The following is a 16,328-nucleotide window of genomic DNA, read 5'->3' on the forward strand; positions in this document are numbered from 1 at the left end:
GAGGACCGAAGAAGTGGGCGATTTTCAGTTTGAGGACACCCATGGGAACCGATCATCCAGCATGTCTTTCGCATTGCGATGGAAGCATGAAAACTTGCGTCTGATCCTACTTACCGCTGTAATCTCATTCGCTATGACTTTCATGTTTTTGGTGTTGTTGTACGGTACGGCTACCAAGAGCGTATCCGTAGTTGTGAATGGACGAGAAACCGTTGTGGAAACAAAGCAATGGGTCCTGCAACGCCTACTGGATGAACAAGCCATTTCGATCGGCGAGCACGACCGGATTTCTTTGCCGGTAACGTCGTCGATCAAGGACGGGGATCGCGTCGTGATCGATCATGCGATTCCGGTTCAAGTGACTGCTGACGGGCAGACCAAAACGGTATACACGACAGAAAAGACAGTTCGAAACGCCATAGAGAAGTCGAATATTTCTATAGGCAAGCAAGACAAAGTAATGCCATCGCTGGACCAGGCGATCGCTTCGGGAGGCAAGGTCACGGTCGTCAGAGTGAAGAAAACGTTCGAAGACCGCAAACAGACCGTTCCGTTCCAGATCGTGAAGAAGGCGGATCCGACGCTGCTCAAAGGCAAGGAGAAGGTCGTTCAGAACGGCAAATCCGGTCTTGTCGTCAGCAAGGTGGAGAAAGTGTACGAAGACGGCAAGCTCGTATCGGCGAAAGTCGTAAACAAGCTTGTGCAGGCGCCATCTGTGAATACCATTATCGCCGTCGGCACGAAGCAGATGCCGAAGGTGGCGGTATTATCCAAACATTCTCCCGCAGTGGAGACGTTGTCGAAGAAGGGCGTCACGTTTGATGCGAAGCAAGTGCTTAAGAACGTCACGTTAACCGCTTATTCGGCCGGCGAAGAATCGACCGGCAAGAAGAAGGGCGATCACGGTTATGGCGTGACCGCATCCGGCACGCGGGTAACCGAAGGCCGTACGATTGCGGTTGATCCGAAGGTCATTCCGATGGGCTGGTGGGTATACATCGAAGGGATCGGCTTCCGGCGGGCGGAAGATACCGGCGGTGCCGTCAAAGGGAAGAAAATCGACGTCTATTTCGATAGCGAGGATTACGTCGACCGTTTTGGGCTTAAGCGAGGCTACACCGTTTATATTATCGGGCCGAATAAGCCGTCGGCGAATTAAGCTTCAGCTTGGGCAGCTGGCATTCAATTGCAAAATGTGGCATGCTAAGAAGAGGAGTACATCCTCTTCTTTTTTGCTGTGAGGCGTAAGTTTTAACATTACCACTCACATCATGTATCCATGGGGTCTGGAGGACGAATGGCGGAATGATTAAAGAAATTATTGTCGTTGAGGGCAAAGACGATACAACGGCGATTCTGAGGGCCGTAGAGGCCGAAACGATCGAGACCGGTGGCTCGGCCATCGGAGAGGACGTCCTCCGCAGGGTGGAGCTTGCGCATGCGAGACGCGGCGTCATTATCTTCACCGACCCCGATCATGCGGGGGAGCGGATTCGTAAAATCGTGGCGGCGCGCGTACCGGGCTGCAAGCATGCTTTCATCAATGCGGAGGACGCGGAGTGGAAAGGCGACATCGGCGTCGAGAACGCGAGCCCTGAGACGATCCGGAAGGCACTTGCCAATGTGCGCAGCGAATACGCCGGGAGCGAGTCGCAGATCACGATGGAGGACCTGATCGAAGCGGGACTCATCGTACATGCCGACGCGGCGCGCAGACGGCTGGAGATGGGCAAGCTGCTTGGGATTGGCGTATGCAACGGCAAACAATTTTATAAACGGTGCAGCATGTTTCAAATTAGCCGCGAGGAGTTTCAAGCGGCGCTGCAACAATTGGACAAAAGAGGGTCATAGATGACGAACATCGAACAGGATATCGCCTCGCCGAGGCGGACCAAAGAGATTATTAACAAATACGGATTCACGTTGAAAAAAAGCTTAGGCCAGAACTTTCTGATCGACCAGAACATCCTCGGCAAAATCGTCGATGCGGCGCAGCTGGATGCTACGCGCGGCGCGCTTGAGATCGGTCCGGGCATCGGGGCGCTGACGCAGCAGCTCGCGAAGGAAGCGGGCAAAGTCGCAGCCATCGAAATCGACCAGCGGCTCATCCCGATTCTGGAGGACACGCTTGCGCCCTACGCCAACGTGAAGGTTGTCCACGGCGACGTGCTCAAGCTGAACCTGCACGAGGTTGTCGCGCAGCATCTGAACGGCGTAGAGGCCGTCAGCGTTGTCGCCAATTTGCCGTATTACGTGACGACCCCGATTATCATGAAACTGCTGGAGGAGCGGCTGCCGCTCGAGAATATCGTCGTCATGATCCAGAAGGAAGTCGCGGAGCGGATGGCGGCGAAGCCGGGCGGCAAAGATTACGGCAGCTTAAGCGTAGCCGTTCAGTTCTATTGCGAGCCGGAGCTCGTCTGCATCGTGCCGCAGACGGTGTTCGTGCCGCAGCCGAACGTTGATTCGGCGGTCATCCGGCTGAAAGTGCGATCGAAGCCGGCAGTGGACGTCAAGGATGCGAAGCATTTCTTCGACGTGGTGCAGGCAAGCTTCGCCCAGCGGCGCAAGACGCTCGCCAACAATTTGCTGACTCGTTTCTACACCAAGGAGACGAGAGGGCAGATGGAGGCTGTTCTGGCACGCTGCGGCATCGATCCGACCCGGCGCGGAGAAACGCTCAGCCTGGAGGAGTTCGCCCGCCTGAGCAACGCGATGCAGGAATAATCTGGCCGGCTCAGGTGGCACCAATTGCCGCGTCTGCCCATACGATAGACGTAGAGGTGATTTGGCTTATGAGGCAAGGAGACCTGGTCGTTCGCCGTTCATATGGCGGAGATGTCCTGTTTCGCATTGAAACATTTTATCGCGAATATGCGATATTAAAAGGAACGGAATTCCGATTGCTCGCCGACTCTTACGTCGACGATCTCGTAACCGTAACCGAACCGGAGAAGTTCGAAGCGCGGTCGCGGGCAGGGGCGAAAATGCGCGAATCGATGCTTTGGATGGATGAGCAGCGCAAGCAGCAGCGGCAGAAATCAGGAGCTTCGTACGGTTCTCGCATAAGGGAAAATACGTCTTATTTCGACATGCCGGGCAAGGTGCTGCACCTTGACGGCGATCAGTCCTATTTGCACAAAAGCATTGCGATGTATGAACAGCTGGGCGTGCCTGCCGAGGGCTACTTCGTTTCGGAGTCCCGCATGGCCGATCTGCTGTATCGTCTGCTGCCCCAGTCGAAGCCGGACATCGTCGTTATCACCGGACATGACGGATTGCTGAAAAGCCGCCGCGGGGGCGACATATACAGCTTGAACAGCTACAAAAATTCGCAAAATTTCGTGAATGCGGTAAGGGTTACCCGGGAATACGAGCGCAACCGCGACGCGTTAACGGTGATCGCCGGCGCTTGTCAGTCACACTTCGAGGCGCTGCTGAAGGCTGGAGCCAACTTCGCCAGCTCGCCCGGCCGCATCTTGATCCATGCGCTCGATCCCGGTTATGTCGCCGCCAAAACGGCGTATACGTCAATCAAAGATACCGTCAATATGCCGGACATCTTCAGCCGCACGGTGAGCGGCGTCGAAGGCATGGGCGGCATTGAGTCGTACGGCAGCTATCGCATCGGCGTCCCGAAGCCGATCGATTTGAGCAAGAAACAGATTACCCCAACCGCTTAGGTTGGGTTTTTTTGCGTAGGTAAGACACTATATATATGAAGGAACGGCAAAAATTTGTCGGGAATTGGCTTTTGCAGGACGACAAAACGGGTAAAATGCGGATTGGCCAATTGGTAAAAAACCGCGAACCTCCTTGAAGGGATCCCATATACACACCGTCCATACGGCTTGTTCTAAAATGGCATGAGATTGAAAAATTTGATATGCAATGGACCGAATTTGAACATTGTGTGAACAATAATTAATTATTTTGTCCCATGGATTTAAAAAAATCGCAAAAACCCCGTTGACAACTGATTTGCATCGCTGCTATAATATTTCTCCTTGTTTGACATGCCCCCTCCAAAAGGGTATAATGAACAAGGAAAGAGGTGGTAGTTGACAATGGCAAAAAATGCGCTGTTGGAAATCAAGCGTAGTTTGGAAGCCCATGTCGGGCAGAAAATTATGTTGCGGGCAAACGGTGGGAGACGAAAGACGATCGAACGTACCGGTGTGTTGGAAGAAATCTACCCTTCTGTTTTCATTGTGAAATTAGACCAAGAACAACATGCGTTCAAACGCGTGTCATACAGTTATGCGGATATCCTTACGGAATCGGTGGAGGTTTCGGTCTGCCAGGATGAAGGACAAGTACGCATCAACTTTGTACAGCATTGATTCGACATACAGGAGAGCGGCTGGGCTTCTACGGGAGCTTGAGCCGCTTTCTGCATATAGGCCGGGGTATGGCGCGAAGCCAGGTAGCCAGACAAGCCCAAGGCAAGCTTTTGCGGTATGACATGCTCTCCAAATTCGCATACTAACGCTAACCTAAGCTCAAAGGAGGCGAATGTACACGTGGCGAGAAGAAGACGAGGCGGGATCATGTCTGAGCAATTGAAGTACGAGCTGGCGAAGGATCTCGGTTTTTACGATACGGTGCAGAACGAAGGCTGGGGCGGCATTAAAGCAAAGGATGCCGGCAACATGGTGAAGCGGGCGATTCAGATTGCGGAGCAGCAGGCTGCGAGAACCGGGAAGTTTTAATACTTTAGCATGAAATGTGGGCGAGGACAGGCGACTGTCTTCGCTTTTCTTATAAGACACGAATGTATCTTCATCGAAAGGGCTTCGATCAGAAACTTTTCTTATATCGGTTTGTTAAGATATAATATATGACAAAATGACGTTACATGGCATGAAGCAGGAAGCAGGTGGACAAACCGATGAAAGTGTATGAAAAAGCGCCGGCCAAAATCAATTTGCTGCTGGACGTGCTGCGCAAGCGAGAGGACGGTTACCATGAAGTCGAGATGGTGATGACGATGGTCGATTTGGCCGACCGTCTCGAGATGGAGGAGCTCGCGCGCGACGCAATTATTATTAGCAGCCAGGCGGGGTATATCCCGCTGGACGAGAAAAACTTGGCCTTCCAGGCGGCCAAGCTGATTAAAGAACGGTATGACGTGAAGCAGGGCGTTTATATTCATTTAGATAAAAAGATTCCGGTCGCCGCGGGCCTCGCCGGTGGCAGCAGCGATGCGGCTGCGACGTTGCGCGGGTTGAACCGGCTATGGAGGCTGAACATCCCGACCGAAGAACTGCAGCAGCTTGGCGCCGAGCTTGGCTCGGACGTGCCCTTCTGCGTCACCGGCGGCACGGCGATCGCCCGGGGGCGGGGCGAACAGCTGGAGCATATCGACAACCCGCCGCAATGCTGGGTCGTCCTGGCGAAGCCACCGATTAACGTCTCGACCGCGGACGTATACGGTAAGCTGCGCGCGAACGCGATCGACAAACATCCGTCCCTGCAGGGGATGGTCTCTGCGATTCAGGCACAAAGCTTCGAGGCCATGTGCGAGGGGCTCGGCAACGTACTCGAGGACGTGACGCTGGAGCTGTATCCCGAAGTTCGGCAACTAAAAGAATGTATGCTTCGACTAGGTGCCGAAGGGGTGCTCATGTCGGGCAGCGGGCCGACGGTATTCGGCCTTACTTCGAAGGAATCGAAGGTGGCCCGGTTGTACAATGGCTTGCGCGGATTTTGCAAGGAAGTATACGCGGTACGTTTGCTCACATAAACTAGACATAAACAGGACATAAGCCAAGACTCCGCTTGAATAAAGCCGTACAAAAATGCTATATTCTCTTTATAATATTCGGATTTTGGGCATGCGAAGTAGGGGGAATATCGATGAAAAAACTGAAACGAAGTGCCAGACTTGTGGAAATGACGCAATATTTGTTGTTCCGCCCTCACACGTTAATTCCTCTGACAACGTTTGCCGACCGCTACAGCTCGGCCAAATCGTCGATCAGCGAGGACTTGTCGATCATCAAGGAAGTGTTCGAGGAAGAAGGTCTAGGCGAATTATTGACGATGGCGGGCGCGGCGGGCGGCGTCAAATATATCCCGAAAACGCCGAAGGCGACTTCGCTTGCCACGCTGCAGCAAATTTGCCGCCGGCTGGAGCAGCCGGAACGGATTTTGCCCGGCGGTTATTTGTACATGACCGACGTGCTCGGCGAACCGGGCACGCTGCAAGAGATCGGCAAAATGTTCGCCTCCGCCTTTGCCGGAAGCGATGCCGATGTCGTCATGACCGTCGAGACGAAGGGTATTCCGCTCGCTTATGCGACGGCCTCGTATCTCAACTTGCCGGTCGTCATCGTTCGAAGGGATCATAAGGTGACCGAAGGCTCAGTCGTGAGCATCAATTACGTCTCCGGCTCGACCAAGCGCATTCAGACGATGTCGCTTGCCCGTCGCGCGCTGAAAGAGAAGTCGAAGGTGCTTATTATCGACGACTTTATGAAGGCAGGCGGCACGGTGCACGGCATGATGGACCTGCTGAAGGAGTTCCAAGCCACTGTGCAAGGCGTTGGCGTCTTCGTAGAATCCGGCGAAACGGAAGAGCATCTCGTACCGGAGTACGTATCGCTGGCGAAGTTATCCAGCGTCGATTCCAAATCCAAACAAATTACGGTGCTGCCGGGAAATTATTTTCAAGAGTAGCAAAGACGTCCCTAATTCATAAATTTCAATAACGAAAACGATACCCAAAGGAGCCATGACCCTATGAAACCGCAAATCGTATCCACAAACGAGGCACCGGCAGCGATCGGACCGTATTCGCAAGCGATGCGCATCGGCAATTTATTGTTTACGTCCGGGCAAATACCGCTTGATGCGAGCGGACAGCTTGTAGAAGGCAGCGTAGAGGAGCAAACGCACCAAGTGTTCCGCAATTTGAAGGCGGTACTCGCTGCGGCCGGAGCAACGCTGAACGATGTCGTGAAAGCGACCGTTTTTCTGAAAGACATGAATCAATTTGCGGCGGTCAATACGATTTATGCATCGTATTTCGGAGACCATAAACCGGCCCGTTCCACCGTGGAAGTTGCGCGCTTACCCCGTGACGTATCTGTCGAAATCGAATTGATTGCAGCGCTTTCTGTCGAATCGTAACGAATCGTCGTGGAACAAAAAAATTATTTTTAAAAAATCTAGTTTTCTGCCAAAATAAAGAAGGAATCGGCACAATTGTGTGGAAGTATACACCAAGTCTTTTGGAAAAAGGTGGTGAACACAAAAGTGCAGATTACTGATGTTAGACTCCGCCGTGTCAATTCCGAGGGGAGAATGAAGGCGATTGCGTCCATTACCATTGACAATGAATTTGTTGTTCACGATATTCGCGTGATCGACGGCAACAATGGAATGTTCGTCGCAATGCCAAGCAAGCGGACTCCGGATGGGGAATTCCGCGACATCGCTCATCCGATTTCATCGACGACCCGCGAGAAGATTCAGTCCGCTGTATTGGCAGAATACGAGCGCGCGGCAAACGAAGAGGAAGTTATCGAAGAAGGGGCGTAATGGTACATTGTACCATGAAGAAAGAGGGCCAAACGGCTCTCTTTTCTTTTGGAGTAAAGTAAGATATATTCAGTATGATTCACTAAGAAGTTTTGATGCATAGAACCAAATTTTCCTATGCACAATTGCGAAGCGGAACAGCCGCTATATGACGCATTGGCGAAAGCTAGGGAGGGTATTGCACAGATGAAATTGATGGCAATCGTATTGGCGGCAGGCCAAGGAAAACGAATGAAATCCAAATTATATAAAGTGCTGCATCCGGTATGCGGCAAACCGATGGTTGCGCACGTGCTCGATGCACTGCATAAGCTGGAGGTCGATCGGACGGTCGTCGTTGTCGGCCATGGCGCGGAGTCGGTTCAGGCGCAGCTTGGCGATCGTGCGGAGTATGCACTACAGGCCGAGCAGCTTGGGACAGGCCATGCGGTGATGCAAGCGGAAGCCGCGCTCAAGGGCGAGACCGGCGTCACGTTCGTCGTATACGGCGATACGCCGCTCGTGAAAGAGGAGACGCTGCGCAGCATGTACGAGCTCCATACGAAGCGTGGAGCTGCCGCAACGCTGTTGTCGGCGGAGATGGAGGAGCCGTTCGGCTACGGCCGCGTCATCCGCGACCATGACGGCTCCGTGCTGCGCATCGTCGAGCAGAAGGATTGCACGCCGGAAGAGCATGCGGTCGGCGAAATCAACGTCGGTACTTATTGCTTCGATAATGCGAAGCTGTTCGCTGCGCTGGCGCAAGTGACGAACGAGAATGCGCAGAAGGAATATTATCTCACCGACGTGATCGATATATTGCGGGCACAAGGCGAGTCGGTGCTTGCCTACTGCACGGACGACCCGAACGAAGCGATCGGCGTGAACGACCGCGTCTATCTCGCGAATGCGGAACGGATCATGCGCGAGCGGATCAACCATAAGCATATGGTGAACGGCGTCACGCTGATCGATCCGGCGTCCACGTATATCGGCGCGGACGTTACGATCGGCTCGGATACGGTCATTTACCCGGGCACGGTGCTGCGCGGAACAACCGTCATCGGTTCGGATTGCGAAATCGGCCCGAATACCGAGATCGACAATTCGCAGATCGGCGACGGCGTCACCGTGAAGCAATCGGTCCTAACGGAATCGGTCGTCGGCAACGGGACGGCGGTTGGGCCTTTCGCTTATATGCGTCCAGGCAGCCGTACCGGGGAAAACGTCAAAATCGGCGATTTTGTCGAGATCAAAAACGCGACGCTCGGCGATAACACGAAAGTATCGCATCTGAGTTACGTCGGCGACGCCAAAGTCGGCAGCAACGTGAACATCGGCTGCGGGGCGATTACGGTCAATTACGACGGCTTCAACAAATCGATTACCGATATTGCCGACGATGCGTTTATCGGCAGCAACGTCAACCTGATCGCGCCGGTGCAGGTCGGCAAAGGCGCGTATGTGGTGGCGGGATCGACGATCACGCATGACGTGCCGGAGGGCGATTTGGCCATTGCCCGCGAGCGGCAAACGAACAAGTCGGGTTATGCGGAGAAGATCCGTGCCCGTGCATTAGCCAAGAAAAACCGCGGCAAAGCGTAAAGCGAGTGAAAGCATATGACTAGAAACCTCCGGTTTGAGGGAAAGTAAGACAGAATTATTTTCCCGAACAACAAGGAGGTTTTCGAGCAATGACGGGAAGCATTAAAGCGGAGGCGCGCACGGGAACGACAAAGTCGGCTTTGAAGGAGCTTCGCGCGCAAGGGAAAATTCCCGGAGTCGTCTACGGCAAGAAGCTGAATCCGGGGACGTCGATCTCGATCGATGCCAAGGAATTGATAGCGCTGCTGCGCGGCAATCCCCGTGCGGTCATTGAAATGGACGTACCGCAATCCGGGAAGATGCCGGTTATGGTCACCGATGTGCAGCGGGATAAAATAAACCGGGACCTGCTCCATATCGATTTTCACCAGATCAATATGGACGAGAAGGTCAAAACGCTGATCCGGCTGGAGCCGACAGGCGACTCCGCCGGCGAACGGGAAGGCGGCATGCTGCAGATTCAGCTGCACGAGCTGGAGATCCGCTGCTTGCCGAATGAAATTCCGGCGGCGATTACGTTCGACGTGACGCCGCTCACGTTCGGCGACAGCCTCTTCGTCAGAGATTTGCAGATCCCGCCGGGAATCGAAGTCAAGTCCGACCCGAACGAGATGGTGGCGACGATCTTGGCGCCGCAGAAAGAAATTTCGGCTGAAGAGAAGGCAGACGCCGAAGTCGAAGAAGCCGAGGAGAAGAACAGGGCTAAAGAAGCGCTGATGCACGAGACCGGCAAAGGGGAGTAACCGCAGAAGCAGCCGGATAACCGGCCGGGAGGCGAGCTCAAGGCGAGTTGACCTTAGGCCGATGCCTTGTCTGAAAATAGGAATGCAAGCCCCCCGGCCCTTTGGGTTCGGGGGTGTCTGCGGATACGTAACGACGATGGCGCACGCAACAGCGGAACAGGGTCGCTTCGATTGGAAGCGGCCCATTGCAAGTTGAGGAACGCGGCATGCCTCAACCTGCCGGGTCTGTACGGATTCAATATCCCGGCCTGGAAATAAAGGTATATACCGTTCGGCTGTAGAATGTATTATTGACCTTCACATATTCCGGGCCATACGTCTCAATGAAGCCGATGTCGCTGTGGGTTTGGCCGCAATAAATTTGGACCGGGACATCGTGTTCGATGTGGTCTTGGAAATGGTGGTCATCAATTAAAGCTTGTCCGAATAAATACATTGGCGTCACCCTCCGTTCGCATGATCGACGAGCTCGGCAGCAACGTAATGGCATCTCCACAGGCGAGTGCGCCGATTAAGACGGCGATAGCCGTTAGTGCACGGAGAGCGATACGGTTGCCTTTTCTTGTTATGACAGCGGAAAATGCCGTTTCGTTGCGTGGCCATATTTTTTAAAATAAATGAGAGTATAAGTCTGAATGGGGAGAACGACATGAAATGGTTTGTCGGTTTAGGCAATCCGGGCAATCAATATCGCAATACGCGGCATAATGTCGGGTTTATGGCGCTTGACCGGTTTGCAGACAATTGGGGCATATCGATTAGCCCAAACAGCAAATGCAAGGCGCATATCGGCGAAGGCTCGGTAGGCGGCGTCAAAGTGGTTCTCATCAAACCGATGACGTATATGAATCTATCGGGCGAATCGGTGCGCGCCTACATGGATTACTATAAAGCGAGTTTAGAAGATTTTATCGTTCTGTACGACGATTTGGATACGCCGCTCGGTAAGCTGCGCCTCCGCTACCAAGGAAGCGCGGGCGGCCATAACGGCATCAAATCGATTATTCAGCATACCGGCACGCAAACGTTCAACCGGATCCGAATGGGAATCAACCGGCCGGAGCCGGGGCGAGACGTCGCTGACTACGTGTTGTCCCCCTTCGCCAAGGCGGAAGCGGGAGCGCTGGACGAAATGCTCAGAACAACGTGCGATGCGATGGAAGATGTGCTGAAACAGCCGTTCGAGAAGACGATGGCCCGATTTAACGGGTAGAGACTTAATGTGACGGGATTTTCCGATTTCGTGCTCCGCGGCGGCTAATGTACGGCAAAATTGGCCATACTGAAGGGTATATCGACACTTCAGGAGGCATAAATATGTCAGTATCTTACGTTTGCAGACATTGCGGCACGTCAATCGGGAGGCTGGAGGACGAAAGCGTCAGCGAATACCGGCTAGGCTTTCATTTCTTGACCCCCGAAGAACGCAGCGATATAATATCGTATAACTTAAACGGAGACGTTACCGTAAAAGTCGTCTGCGACTATTGCAAGCAGGCGCTTGACGCCAATCCGGAGCTGCTGCTAGTTTCGAATCCGCTGCAATAAGAGCGTACAGGCTTACGTGAACGTAGCCTTGGCAATTTGCCGAGGCTTCTTGATGTTATATTGAACGATAAATCCCGGGGTCCCCGCAAAGTATCTGATCAGCTTCGAAGTCAAACCCCACTTTGCGGGGTTAATTTGTGATGGGGCCGTGGCCGACTGTTACTTATGTGAAAGAGGTGCCCGTGTTGAGAGCGTTAATGCAAGCTTTGACTGAGGATATAGATTATCAATCGATCGTGTCCGGCATTCGCTCGGGGATGAGGGAACAACTCATTTCCGGGCTTGCCGGGTCTTCGCGTCAATTAATGATGGCGTCGCTGTTCGAGGAATTGAAGCGGCCGATGATGGTCGTGACGCATAACATGTTCGCCGCCCAGAAAATCGTCGAAGACCTGCAGGAGACGTTGTCGCCGGAGCAGGTGCTGCTCTATCCGGCCAACGAGCTGATCGCCGCGGAAGCGGCCATTTCGAGCCCGGAGACGCTGGCGCAGCGGATCGACGTCTTGACGAAGCTCGCGCGGGGCTATCAAGGGATCGTGGTGGTACCGTTTGCAGGCGTCAGAAGGTTCCTGCCGGCACAAACCGTGATAGCGGAAGCTCAAGTTACCGTGAAGGTCGGCGAGACGATTCAGCTAGAGGAATTCCTGCGGGGCATGAACCAGCTTGGCTACGAGCGCGTGGAGCGCGTCGAATCCAAGGGTGAGCTCAGCGTACGCGGCGGCATTATCGACTTGTACCCGCTGACGTCGCCGGTAGCGTACCGGATCGAGCTGTTCGACGACGAGGTCGACTCCATACGTACGTTCGATCCGGCCGATCAACGGTCGGTCGATAAAATTGCGGAGCTGGTCATTCCGCCCTGCAAGGAGATCATTGCCGACCGCAACCGCTTTCAAAATGCTGCCCAGCATGCAAGCGAGCTGCTGGAGGCCCAGCTTGCCAAAATGTCCGACCGCCAAGCGAAAGAACGTCTGCGCGAAGAGATCGGACAAGAGATCGAGAAGCTGCGCGAGCATGTATATTTTAACGGACTTTATCAATATATCGCTTTGCTTTACCCTGAGCGTCAAACGTTGTTCGACTATATGCCGAAAGAAACGCTGCTCGTGTACGACGAGCCGATGCGATTGATCGAGACGGCACGACAACTGGAGCGGGACGAGGCCGAATGGATGACCCACCTGCTGCAGCACGGCAAATCGCTGCCGGGTTTCGTGCTGGCCAAGACGTCGGAGTCGCTGCTGCATTACCGCTCGCTGCCGACGCTGTATATGTCGCTGTTCCTGCGCCAGGTGCCGCATACGCAGCCGCAGAACATCGTCAATTTCATGTGCCGCGCGATGCAAAATTTCCATGGCCAGATGAATCTGCTTAAAGCGGAGATGGAGCGCTGGAAAAAAGCCGGCACTCGCGTCATGATGCTGGCGAGCGGCGAAGAGCGGATGGATCGGATGCGCCGCGTGCTCGAGGATTACGACATCGAAATGCCGACGATCGTCAAGGGCAACCTGCAGACGGGTTTTGAGCTGCCGTCGATTCATCTTGTCGTCATTACCGAAGGCGAGATGTTCTCCCAGAAGCAACGCAAGGTGCGCAAGCTGGACAAGAAGATCGACAATGCCGAGCGGATCAAAAGCTACACCGAGCTGAAAGTCGGCGATTACGTCGTCCATACGAACCACGGCATCGGCCGGTATATGGGCATCGGTACGCTCGAGGTAGGCGGCATTCATAAGGACTACATTCATATTCTGTATGCGGCCGGCGACAAGCTGTCGGTACCGATCGAGCAGATCGAGCTGGTGCAGAAATACGTCGGCGCCGAGGACAAGGAGCCGAAGGTCAACAAGCTCGGCGGCAGCGATTGGCAGCGGGCCAAAACGAAAGTCCGCGCGTCGGTTAAGGACATCGCCGACGATCTGATCAAGCTGTACGCGGCGCGCCAGGCGACGGCCGGTTACGCATTTACGAAGGATACGCCGTATCAGCAGGAATTCGAGGCGATGTTCCCGTACGACGAAACGACGGACCAGCTGCGGGCCATCGAAGAAATCAAGAAGGATATGGAGAAAGCGAGCCCGATGGATCGTCTGCTCTGCGGCGATGTTGGCTACGGCAAAACCGAGGTGGCGATTCGCGCCGCGTTCAAGGCCGCGATCGACGGCAAGCAAGTAGCCGTGCTCGTGCCGACGACGATTCTCGCGCAGCAGCATTATGAGACATTCCGCGAGCGCTTCTCCGGGTATCCGTTCAATATTCAAGTATTAAGCCGTTTTCGTTCGCGTAAGGAGCAGAACGAAACGACAAAAGGCGTCAAGCAAGGCACGGTCGACATTCTGATCGGCACGCACCGGCTGTTGTCCTCGGACATCGTGTTCAAGGATTTGGGCTTGCTCATCGTTGACGAGGAGCAGCGGTTCGGCGTGACGCATAAGGAAAAGCTCAAGAAGCTGAAAACGAACGTCGACGTGCTGACGTTGACCGCAACGCCGATTCCGCGGACGCTGCATATGTCCATGCTCGGCGTGCGCGACTTGTCCGTCATTGAAACGCCGCCGGAAAACCGGTTTCCGGTGCAGACCTATGTCCTCGAATACAGCGCGTCGCTCATTCGCGAGTCGATCGAGCGGGAGCTTGCGCGCGGCGGGCAAGTATACTATTTATACAATCGGGTGCAGGGCATTCAGCAAATGGCCGAGCAAATATCCGCGCTCGTGCCGGATGCGCGAGTGACGGTCGGTCACGGGCAAATGTCCGAGCAAGAGCTGGAGAAGACGATTCTTGATTTTCTCGACGGCGAATTCGACGTGCTCGTCAGTACGAGCATTATCGAAACCGGCGTGGACATTCCGAATGTCAACACGCTGATCGTGCATGATGCGGATAAAATGGGCTTGTCCCAGCTGTACCAGCTGCGCGGACGGGTCGGACGCTCCAACCGGATCGCTTATGCGTACTTCACCTATCAGCGGGACAAGGTGCTGACCGAGGTGGCCGAGAAGCGGCTGCAGTCGATCAAGGAGTTCACCGAGCTAGGCTCCGGGTTCAAAATCGCCATGCGCGACCTTGCGATCCGCGGGGCGGGCAATTTGCTCGGCGCGGAGCAGCATGGATTCATCGCGTCCGTCGGCTTCGATCTTTATTCGCAGATGCTGGCCGATGAAGTTGCGGCGCGGAAAGCCGAAATGCACGGCGAGCCGGTGAAGGAAGAGAAGACGGTTGCGACGGTCATTGACCTGAACGTCGACGCCTATTTACCGTCCGACTATATTTATGATAATATTCAGAAGATTGAAATCTATAAAAAGGTTGCTTCGTGTTCTAGCATAGAAGAAGCGGGCGACTTGTTCGACGAGCTGACCGACCGGTTCGGCGACGTGCCGGATGCGGTGGAACATTTGCTGACCGTGGCGCGTCTTAAAGTATACTGCCGGGAGTACGGCATTGAATCGATCGCAGGCAAAGGCGACGATGTGCTGATTAAAGTGAGCGACAGCCGCAAAGAAACGATTGACGGCCAGAAGCTGCTAGCCGTCGGGTCGCGTTTCGAAGGGCGCGTGAAGCTTGTCCCCGGTCCGAATTTCGTCATTCAGATTCGATGCAAAGGCATGAACGACACACAAATGATGGCTTTGCTGGAACAATTTTTGATACAATACAAGGAAGCGTTAAAATCGAAGGGAGAACTGCAAGATGTTGCAAAATAAACGGCAATCGACGTGGAAGCGTACGATCGCGAAGGGGGCGCTGGCCTTGTCCGCGGCGCTGCTCATCGTTACGGCGGCAACGGGCTGCGGCAAAAGCACGGTCGTAGCGACGTACAAGGATGGAGAAATTACGGAGAAGCAGCTGACTACGTATATGAACACGCTCAAATTCGTACAGCCGAGCTACGCGCAAATTCTCGATATCCCCGAGTTCAAGGAACAAATTTTAAAGCAATATATCGGCACGCAAATCCTGTATGCGAAAGCGGACGACAAAGCGAAGAAGGATGCCGCTCCGCAAGTGGACGAGCAGATGAAAGGGCTTGATTCCGCGTTAAAGCAAAATGCCCAATTAAAGGACCAAATGAAGCAATTAGGCGTCACCGAGGATGACGTCAAGCGATATTTCGAAGAAACGTTCACGATCGTGAAGGACGCTCAAAATAAAGTGACGGACGAGCAGATGAAGGCGTTCTACGACAAGGCGCCGGCTGAATTTGACGTTGTGACGCTCCGTCATATTCTGGTCGGAACGTCCGACCCGAATACAGGCGCTGAAACGCGCAAGAAAGAAGATGCGCTGAAACGGGCCAAAGAAGTGCAGGACAAGCTCAAAACGGGCGATTTTGCGGCGCTTGCCAAAGAATACTCCGATGACACAGGTTCGAAGGAAAATGGCGGACAATATAAAGATGCTAAACCATACAAGTGGGTTGAAGCCTTCAAGAAAGCAGCTACGACGCTTGCGCTGGGCACGATTAGCGATCCGATCGAAACCGAATACGGCTATCATGTCATGAAAGTGGAATCGCGCACGGAAACGCCTTTCGACAAGCTGACGCAAGAAGACAAAGACTTCATTCGCGGCAATGTCGCGCAGCAAACGATGGGCGACTTCATGTCCAAGGAGCTGCCGAACCTGATTACGAACATCAACTTGCCGGAAACGAAAAAAGAAGGCGAGAAGAAGGACGAAGGTACGAAAACGGACGACACGAAGAAGGACGACACGAAAACAGACGATACGAAGAAAGAAGAAACAAAAAAATAACGGATCCAGGGGTGGAAGCGATCTTCCATCCCTTTTATTTTGCCCCAGCCGGATCATCGATTCATAAGTCACCTGCGAAGGTGGCTTTTTTACCTTCCTCATGCCGCAATAGCGAGTTATTTTTAACAAAATTTAAACTATACATGCTAC

17 protein-coding genes are annotated in these 16,328 nt (G+C 53.7%); 16 read left to right on the plus strand and 1 reads right to left on the minus strand.

Annotated features, from left to right (window positions below; genetic code table 11):
- Positions 1-13 precede the first annotated feature (13 nt).
- The 12 genes from AC0LWM_RS27935 to AC0LWM_RS27990 all read left to right on the plus strand — a co-directional run bounded on the left by AC0LWM_RS27935 (position 14) and on the right by AC0LWM_RS27990 (position 9,872).
- The gene (locus AC0LWM_RS27935) at positions 14-1,159 is read left to right on the plus strand and encodes a resuscitation-promoting factor (RefSeq protein WP_474678316.1); all 1,146 of its coding nucleotides are present in this window, start codon (positions 14-16) and stop codon (positions 1,157-1,159) included.
- 146 nt (positions 1,160-1,305) lie between these two features.
- On the plus strand, positions 1,306-1,851 hold the full coding sequence (gene rnmV, locus AC0LWM_RS27940; RefSeq protein WP_474678317.1) for a ribonuclease M5: 546 nt from the start codon (positions 1,306-1,308) through the stop codon (positions 1,849-1,851).
- Complete coding sequence (gene rsmA, locus AC0LWM_RS27945; protein WP_474678318.1) at positions 1,852-2,727, plus strand: 16S rRNA (adenine(1518)-N(6)/adenine(1519)-N(6))-dimethyltransferase RsmA; 876 nt, start codon at positions 1,852-1,854, stop codon at positions 2,725-2,727. It begins immediately after the preceding gene.
- Positions 2,728-2,795: 68 nt separating this feature from the next.
- A complete protein-coding gene (gene yabG, locus AC0LWM_RS27950; protein WP_474678319.1) occupies positions 2,796-3,683 on the plus strand; it encodes a sporulation peptidase YabG in 888 nt (295 codons plus the stop codon).
- A 384-nt stretch (positions 3,684-4,067) separates the two neighbouring features.
- Positions 4,068-4,343 (plus strand): biofilm formation stimulator Veg, encoded by a 276-nt coding sequence (gene veg, locus AC0LWM_RS27955; RefSeq protein ID WP_474678320.1) that lies wholly within the window; start codon positions 4,068-4,070, stop codon positions 4,341-4,343.
- Positions 4,344-4,550: 207 nt separating this feature from the next.
- A complete protein-coding gene (locus AC0LWM_RS27960) occupies positions 4,551-4,712 on the plus strand; it encodes a small, acid-soluble spore protein, alpha/beta type (RefSeq protein ID WP_474678321.1) in 162 nt (53 codons plus the stop codon).
- A 179-nt stretch (positions 4,713-4,891) separates the two neighbouring features.
- A complete protein-coding gene (gene ispE / locus AC0LWM_RS27965; protein WP_474678322.1) occupies positions 4,892-5,746 on the plus strand; it encodes a 4-(cytidine 5'-diphospho)-2-C-methyl-D-erythritol kinase in 855 nt (284 codons plus the stop codon).
- Positions 5,747-5,859: 113 nt separating this feature from the next.
- On the plus strand, positions 5,860-6,681 hold the full coding sequence (gene purR, locus AC0LWM_RS27970) for a pur operon repressor (RefSeq protein WP_474678323.1): 822 nt from the start codon (positions 5,860-5,862) through the stop codon (positions 6,679-6,681).
- A gap of 63 nt (positions 6,682-6,744) precedes the next feature.
- A complete protein-coding gene (locus AC0LWM_RS27975) occupies positions 6,745-7,134 on the plus strand; it encodes a RidA family protein (RefSeq protein ID WP_474678324.1) in 390 nt (129 codons plus the stop codon).
- A 126-nt stretch (positions 7,135-7,260) separates the two neighbouring features.
- Entirely contained in the window at positions 7,261-7,545 is a 285-nt protein-coding gene (gene spoVG / locus AC0LWM_RS27980; protein ID WP_474678325.1) for a septation regulator SpoVG, read from the plus strand.
- 186 nt (positions 7,546-7,731) lie between these two features.
- Positions 7,732-9,129, plus strand: coding sequence for a bifunctional UDP-N-acetylglucosamine diphosphorylase/glucosamine-1-phosphate N-acetyltransferase GlmU (gene glmU, locus AC0LWM_RS27985; protein WP_474678326.1), 1,398 nt, complete (start codon positions 7,732-7,734; stop codon positions 9,127-9,129).
- An 89-nt stretch (positions 9,130-9,218) separates the two neighbouring features.
- The gene (locus AC0LWM_RS27990) at positions 9,219-9,872 is read left to right on the plus strand and encodes a 50S ribosomal protein L25 (RefSeq protein ID WP_474678327.1); all 654 of its coding nucleotides are present in this window, start codon (positions 9,219-9,221) and stop codon (positions 9,870-9,872) included.
- Between the two features lie 235 nt (positions 9,873-10,107).
- Here AC0LWM_RS27990 and AC0LWM_RS27995 read toward each other — a convergent pair whose 3' ends face one another.
- Positions 10,108-10,308, minus strand: a complete 201-nt coding sequence (locus AC0LWM_RS27995) for a hypothetical protein (protein WP_474678328.1) — start codon at positions 10,306-10,308, stop codon at positions 10,108-10,110.
- Positions 10,309-10,521: 213 nt separating this feature from the next.
- Between AC0LWM_RS27995 and pth the strand changes: the two genes are divergently transcribed.
- The 4 genes from pth to AC0LWM_RS28015 all read left to right on the plus strand — a co-directional run bounded on the left by pth (position 10,522) and on the right by AC0LWM_RS28015 (position 16,178).
- Complete coding sequence (gene pth / locus AC0LWM_RS28000; RefSeq protein WP_474678329.1) at positions 10,522-11,085, plus strand: aminoacyl-tRNA hydrolase; 564 nt, start codon at positions 10,522-10,524, stop codon at positions 11,083-11,085.
- Positions 11,086-11,189: 104 nt separating this feature from the next.
- The gene (gene fin, locus AC0LWM_RS28005; RefSeq protein WP_474678330.1) at positions 11,190-11,420 is read left to right on the plus strand and encodes an anti-sigma-F factor Fin; all 231 of its coding nucleotides are present in this window, start codon (positions 11,190-11,192) and stop codon (positions 11,418-11,420) included.
- Positions 11,421-11,605: 185 nt separating this feature from the next.
- A complete protein-coding gene (gene mfd, locus AC0LWM_RS28010) occupies positions 11,606-15,127 on the plus strand; it encodes a transcription-repair coupling factor (RefSeq protein WP_474678331.1) in 3,522 nt (1,173 codons plus the stop codon).
- Entirely contained in the window at positions 15,114-16,178 is a 1,065-nt protein-coding gene (locus AC0LWM_RS28015) for a peptidylprolyl isomerase (RefSeq protein WP_474678332.1), read from the plus strand. The genes mfd and AC0LWM_RS28015 overlap by 14 nt, the downstream gene beginning before the upstream one ends.
- Positions 16,179-16,328: the final 150 nt, after the last annotated feature.

Source organism: Paenibacillus sp. sgz302148, assembly GCF_056120465.1.

Bases quoted from the DNA above. Each gene is read 5' to 3' on its own strand.
- rnmV (WP_474678317.1), top strand. From the start codon at position 1,306: ATGATTAAAGAAATTATTGTCGTTGAGGGCAAAGACGATACAACGGCG.
- rsmA (WP_474678318.1), top strand. From the start codon at position 1,852: ATGACGAACATCGAACAGGATATCGCCTCGCCGAGGCGGACCAAAGAG.
- yabG (WP_474678319.1), top strand. From the start codon at position 2,796: ATGAGGCAAGGAGACCTGGTCGTTCGCCGTTCATATGGCGGAGATGTC.
- veg (WP_474678320.1), top strand. From the start codon at position 4,068: ATGGCAAAAAATGCGCTGTTGGAAATCAAGCGTAGTTTGGAAGCCCAT.
- AC0LWM_RS27960 (WP_474678321.1), top strand. From the start codon at position 4,551: ATGTCTGAGCAATTGAAGTACGAGCTGGCGAAGGATCTCGGTTTTTAC.
- ispE (WP_474678322.1), top strand. From the start codon at position 4,892: ATGAAAGTGTATGAAAAAGCGCCGGCCAAAATCAATTTGCTGCTGGAC.
- purR (WP_474678323.1), top strand. From the start codon at position 5,860: ATGAAAAAACTGAAACGAAGTGCCAGACTTGTGGAAATGACGCAATAT.
- AC0LWM_RS27975 (WP_474678324.1), top strand. From the start codon at position 6,745: ATGAAACCGCAAATCGTATCCACAAACGAGGCACCGGCAGCGATCGGA.
- glmU (WP_474678326.1), top strand. From the start codon at position 7,732: ATGAAATTGATGGCAATCGTATTGGCGGCAGGCCAAGGAAAACGAATG.
- AC0LWM_RS27990 (WP_474678327.1), top strand. From the start codon at position 9,219: ATGACGGGAAGCATTAAAGCGGAGGCGCGCACGGGAACGACAAAGTCG.
- AC0LWM_RS27995 (WP_474678328.1), bottom strand. From the start codon at position 10,308: ATGTATTTATTCGGACAAGCTTTAATTGATGACCACCATTTCCAAGAC.
- pth (WP_474678329.1), top strand. From the start codon at position 10,522: ATGAAATGGTTTGTCGGTTTAGGCAATCCGGGCAATCAATATCGCAAT.
- fin (WP_474678330.1), top strand. From the start codon at position 11,190: ATGTCAGTATCTTACGTTTGCAGACATTGCGGCACGTCAATCGGGAGG.
- AC0LWM_RS28015 (WP_474678332.1), top strand. From the start codon at position 15,114: ATGTTGCAAAATAAACGGCAATCGACGTGGAAGCGTACGATCGCGAAG.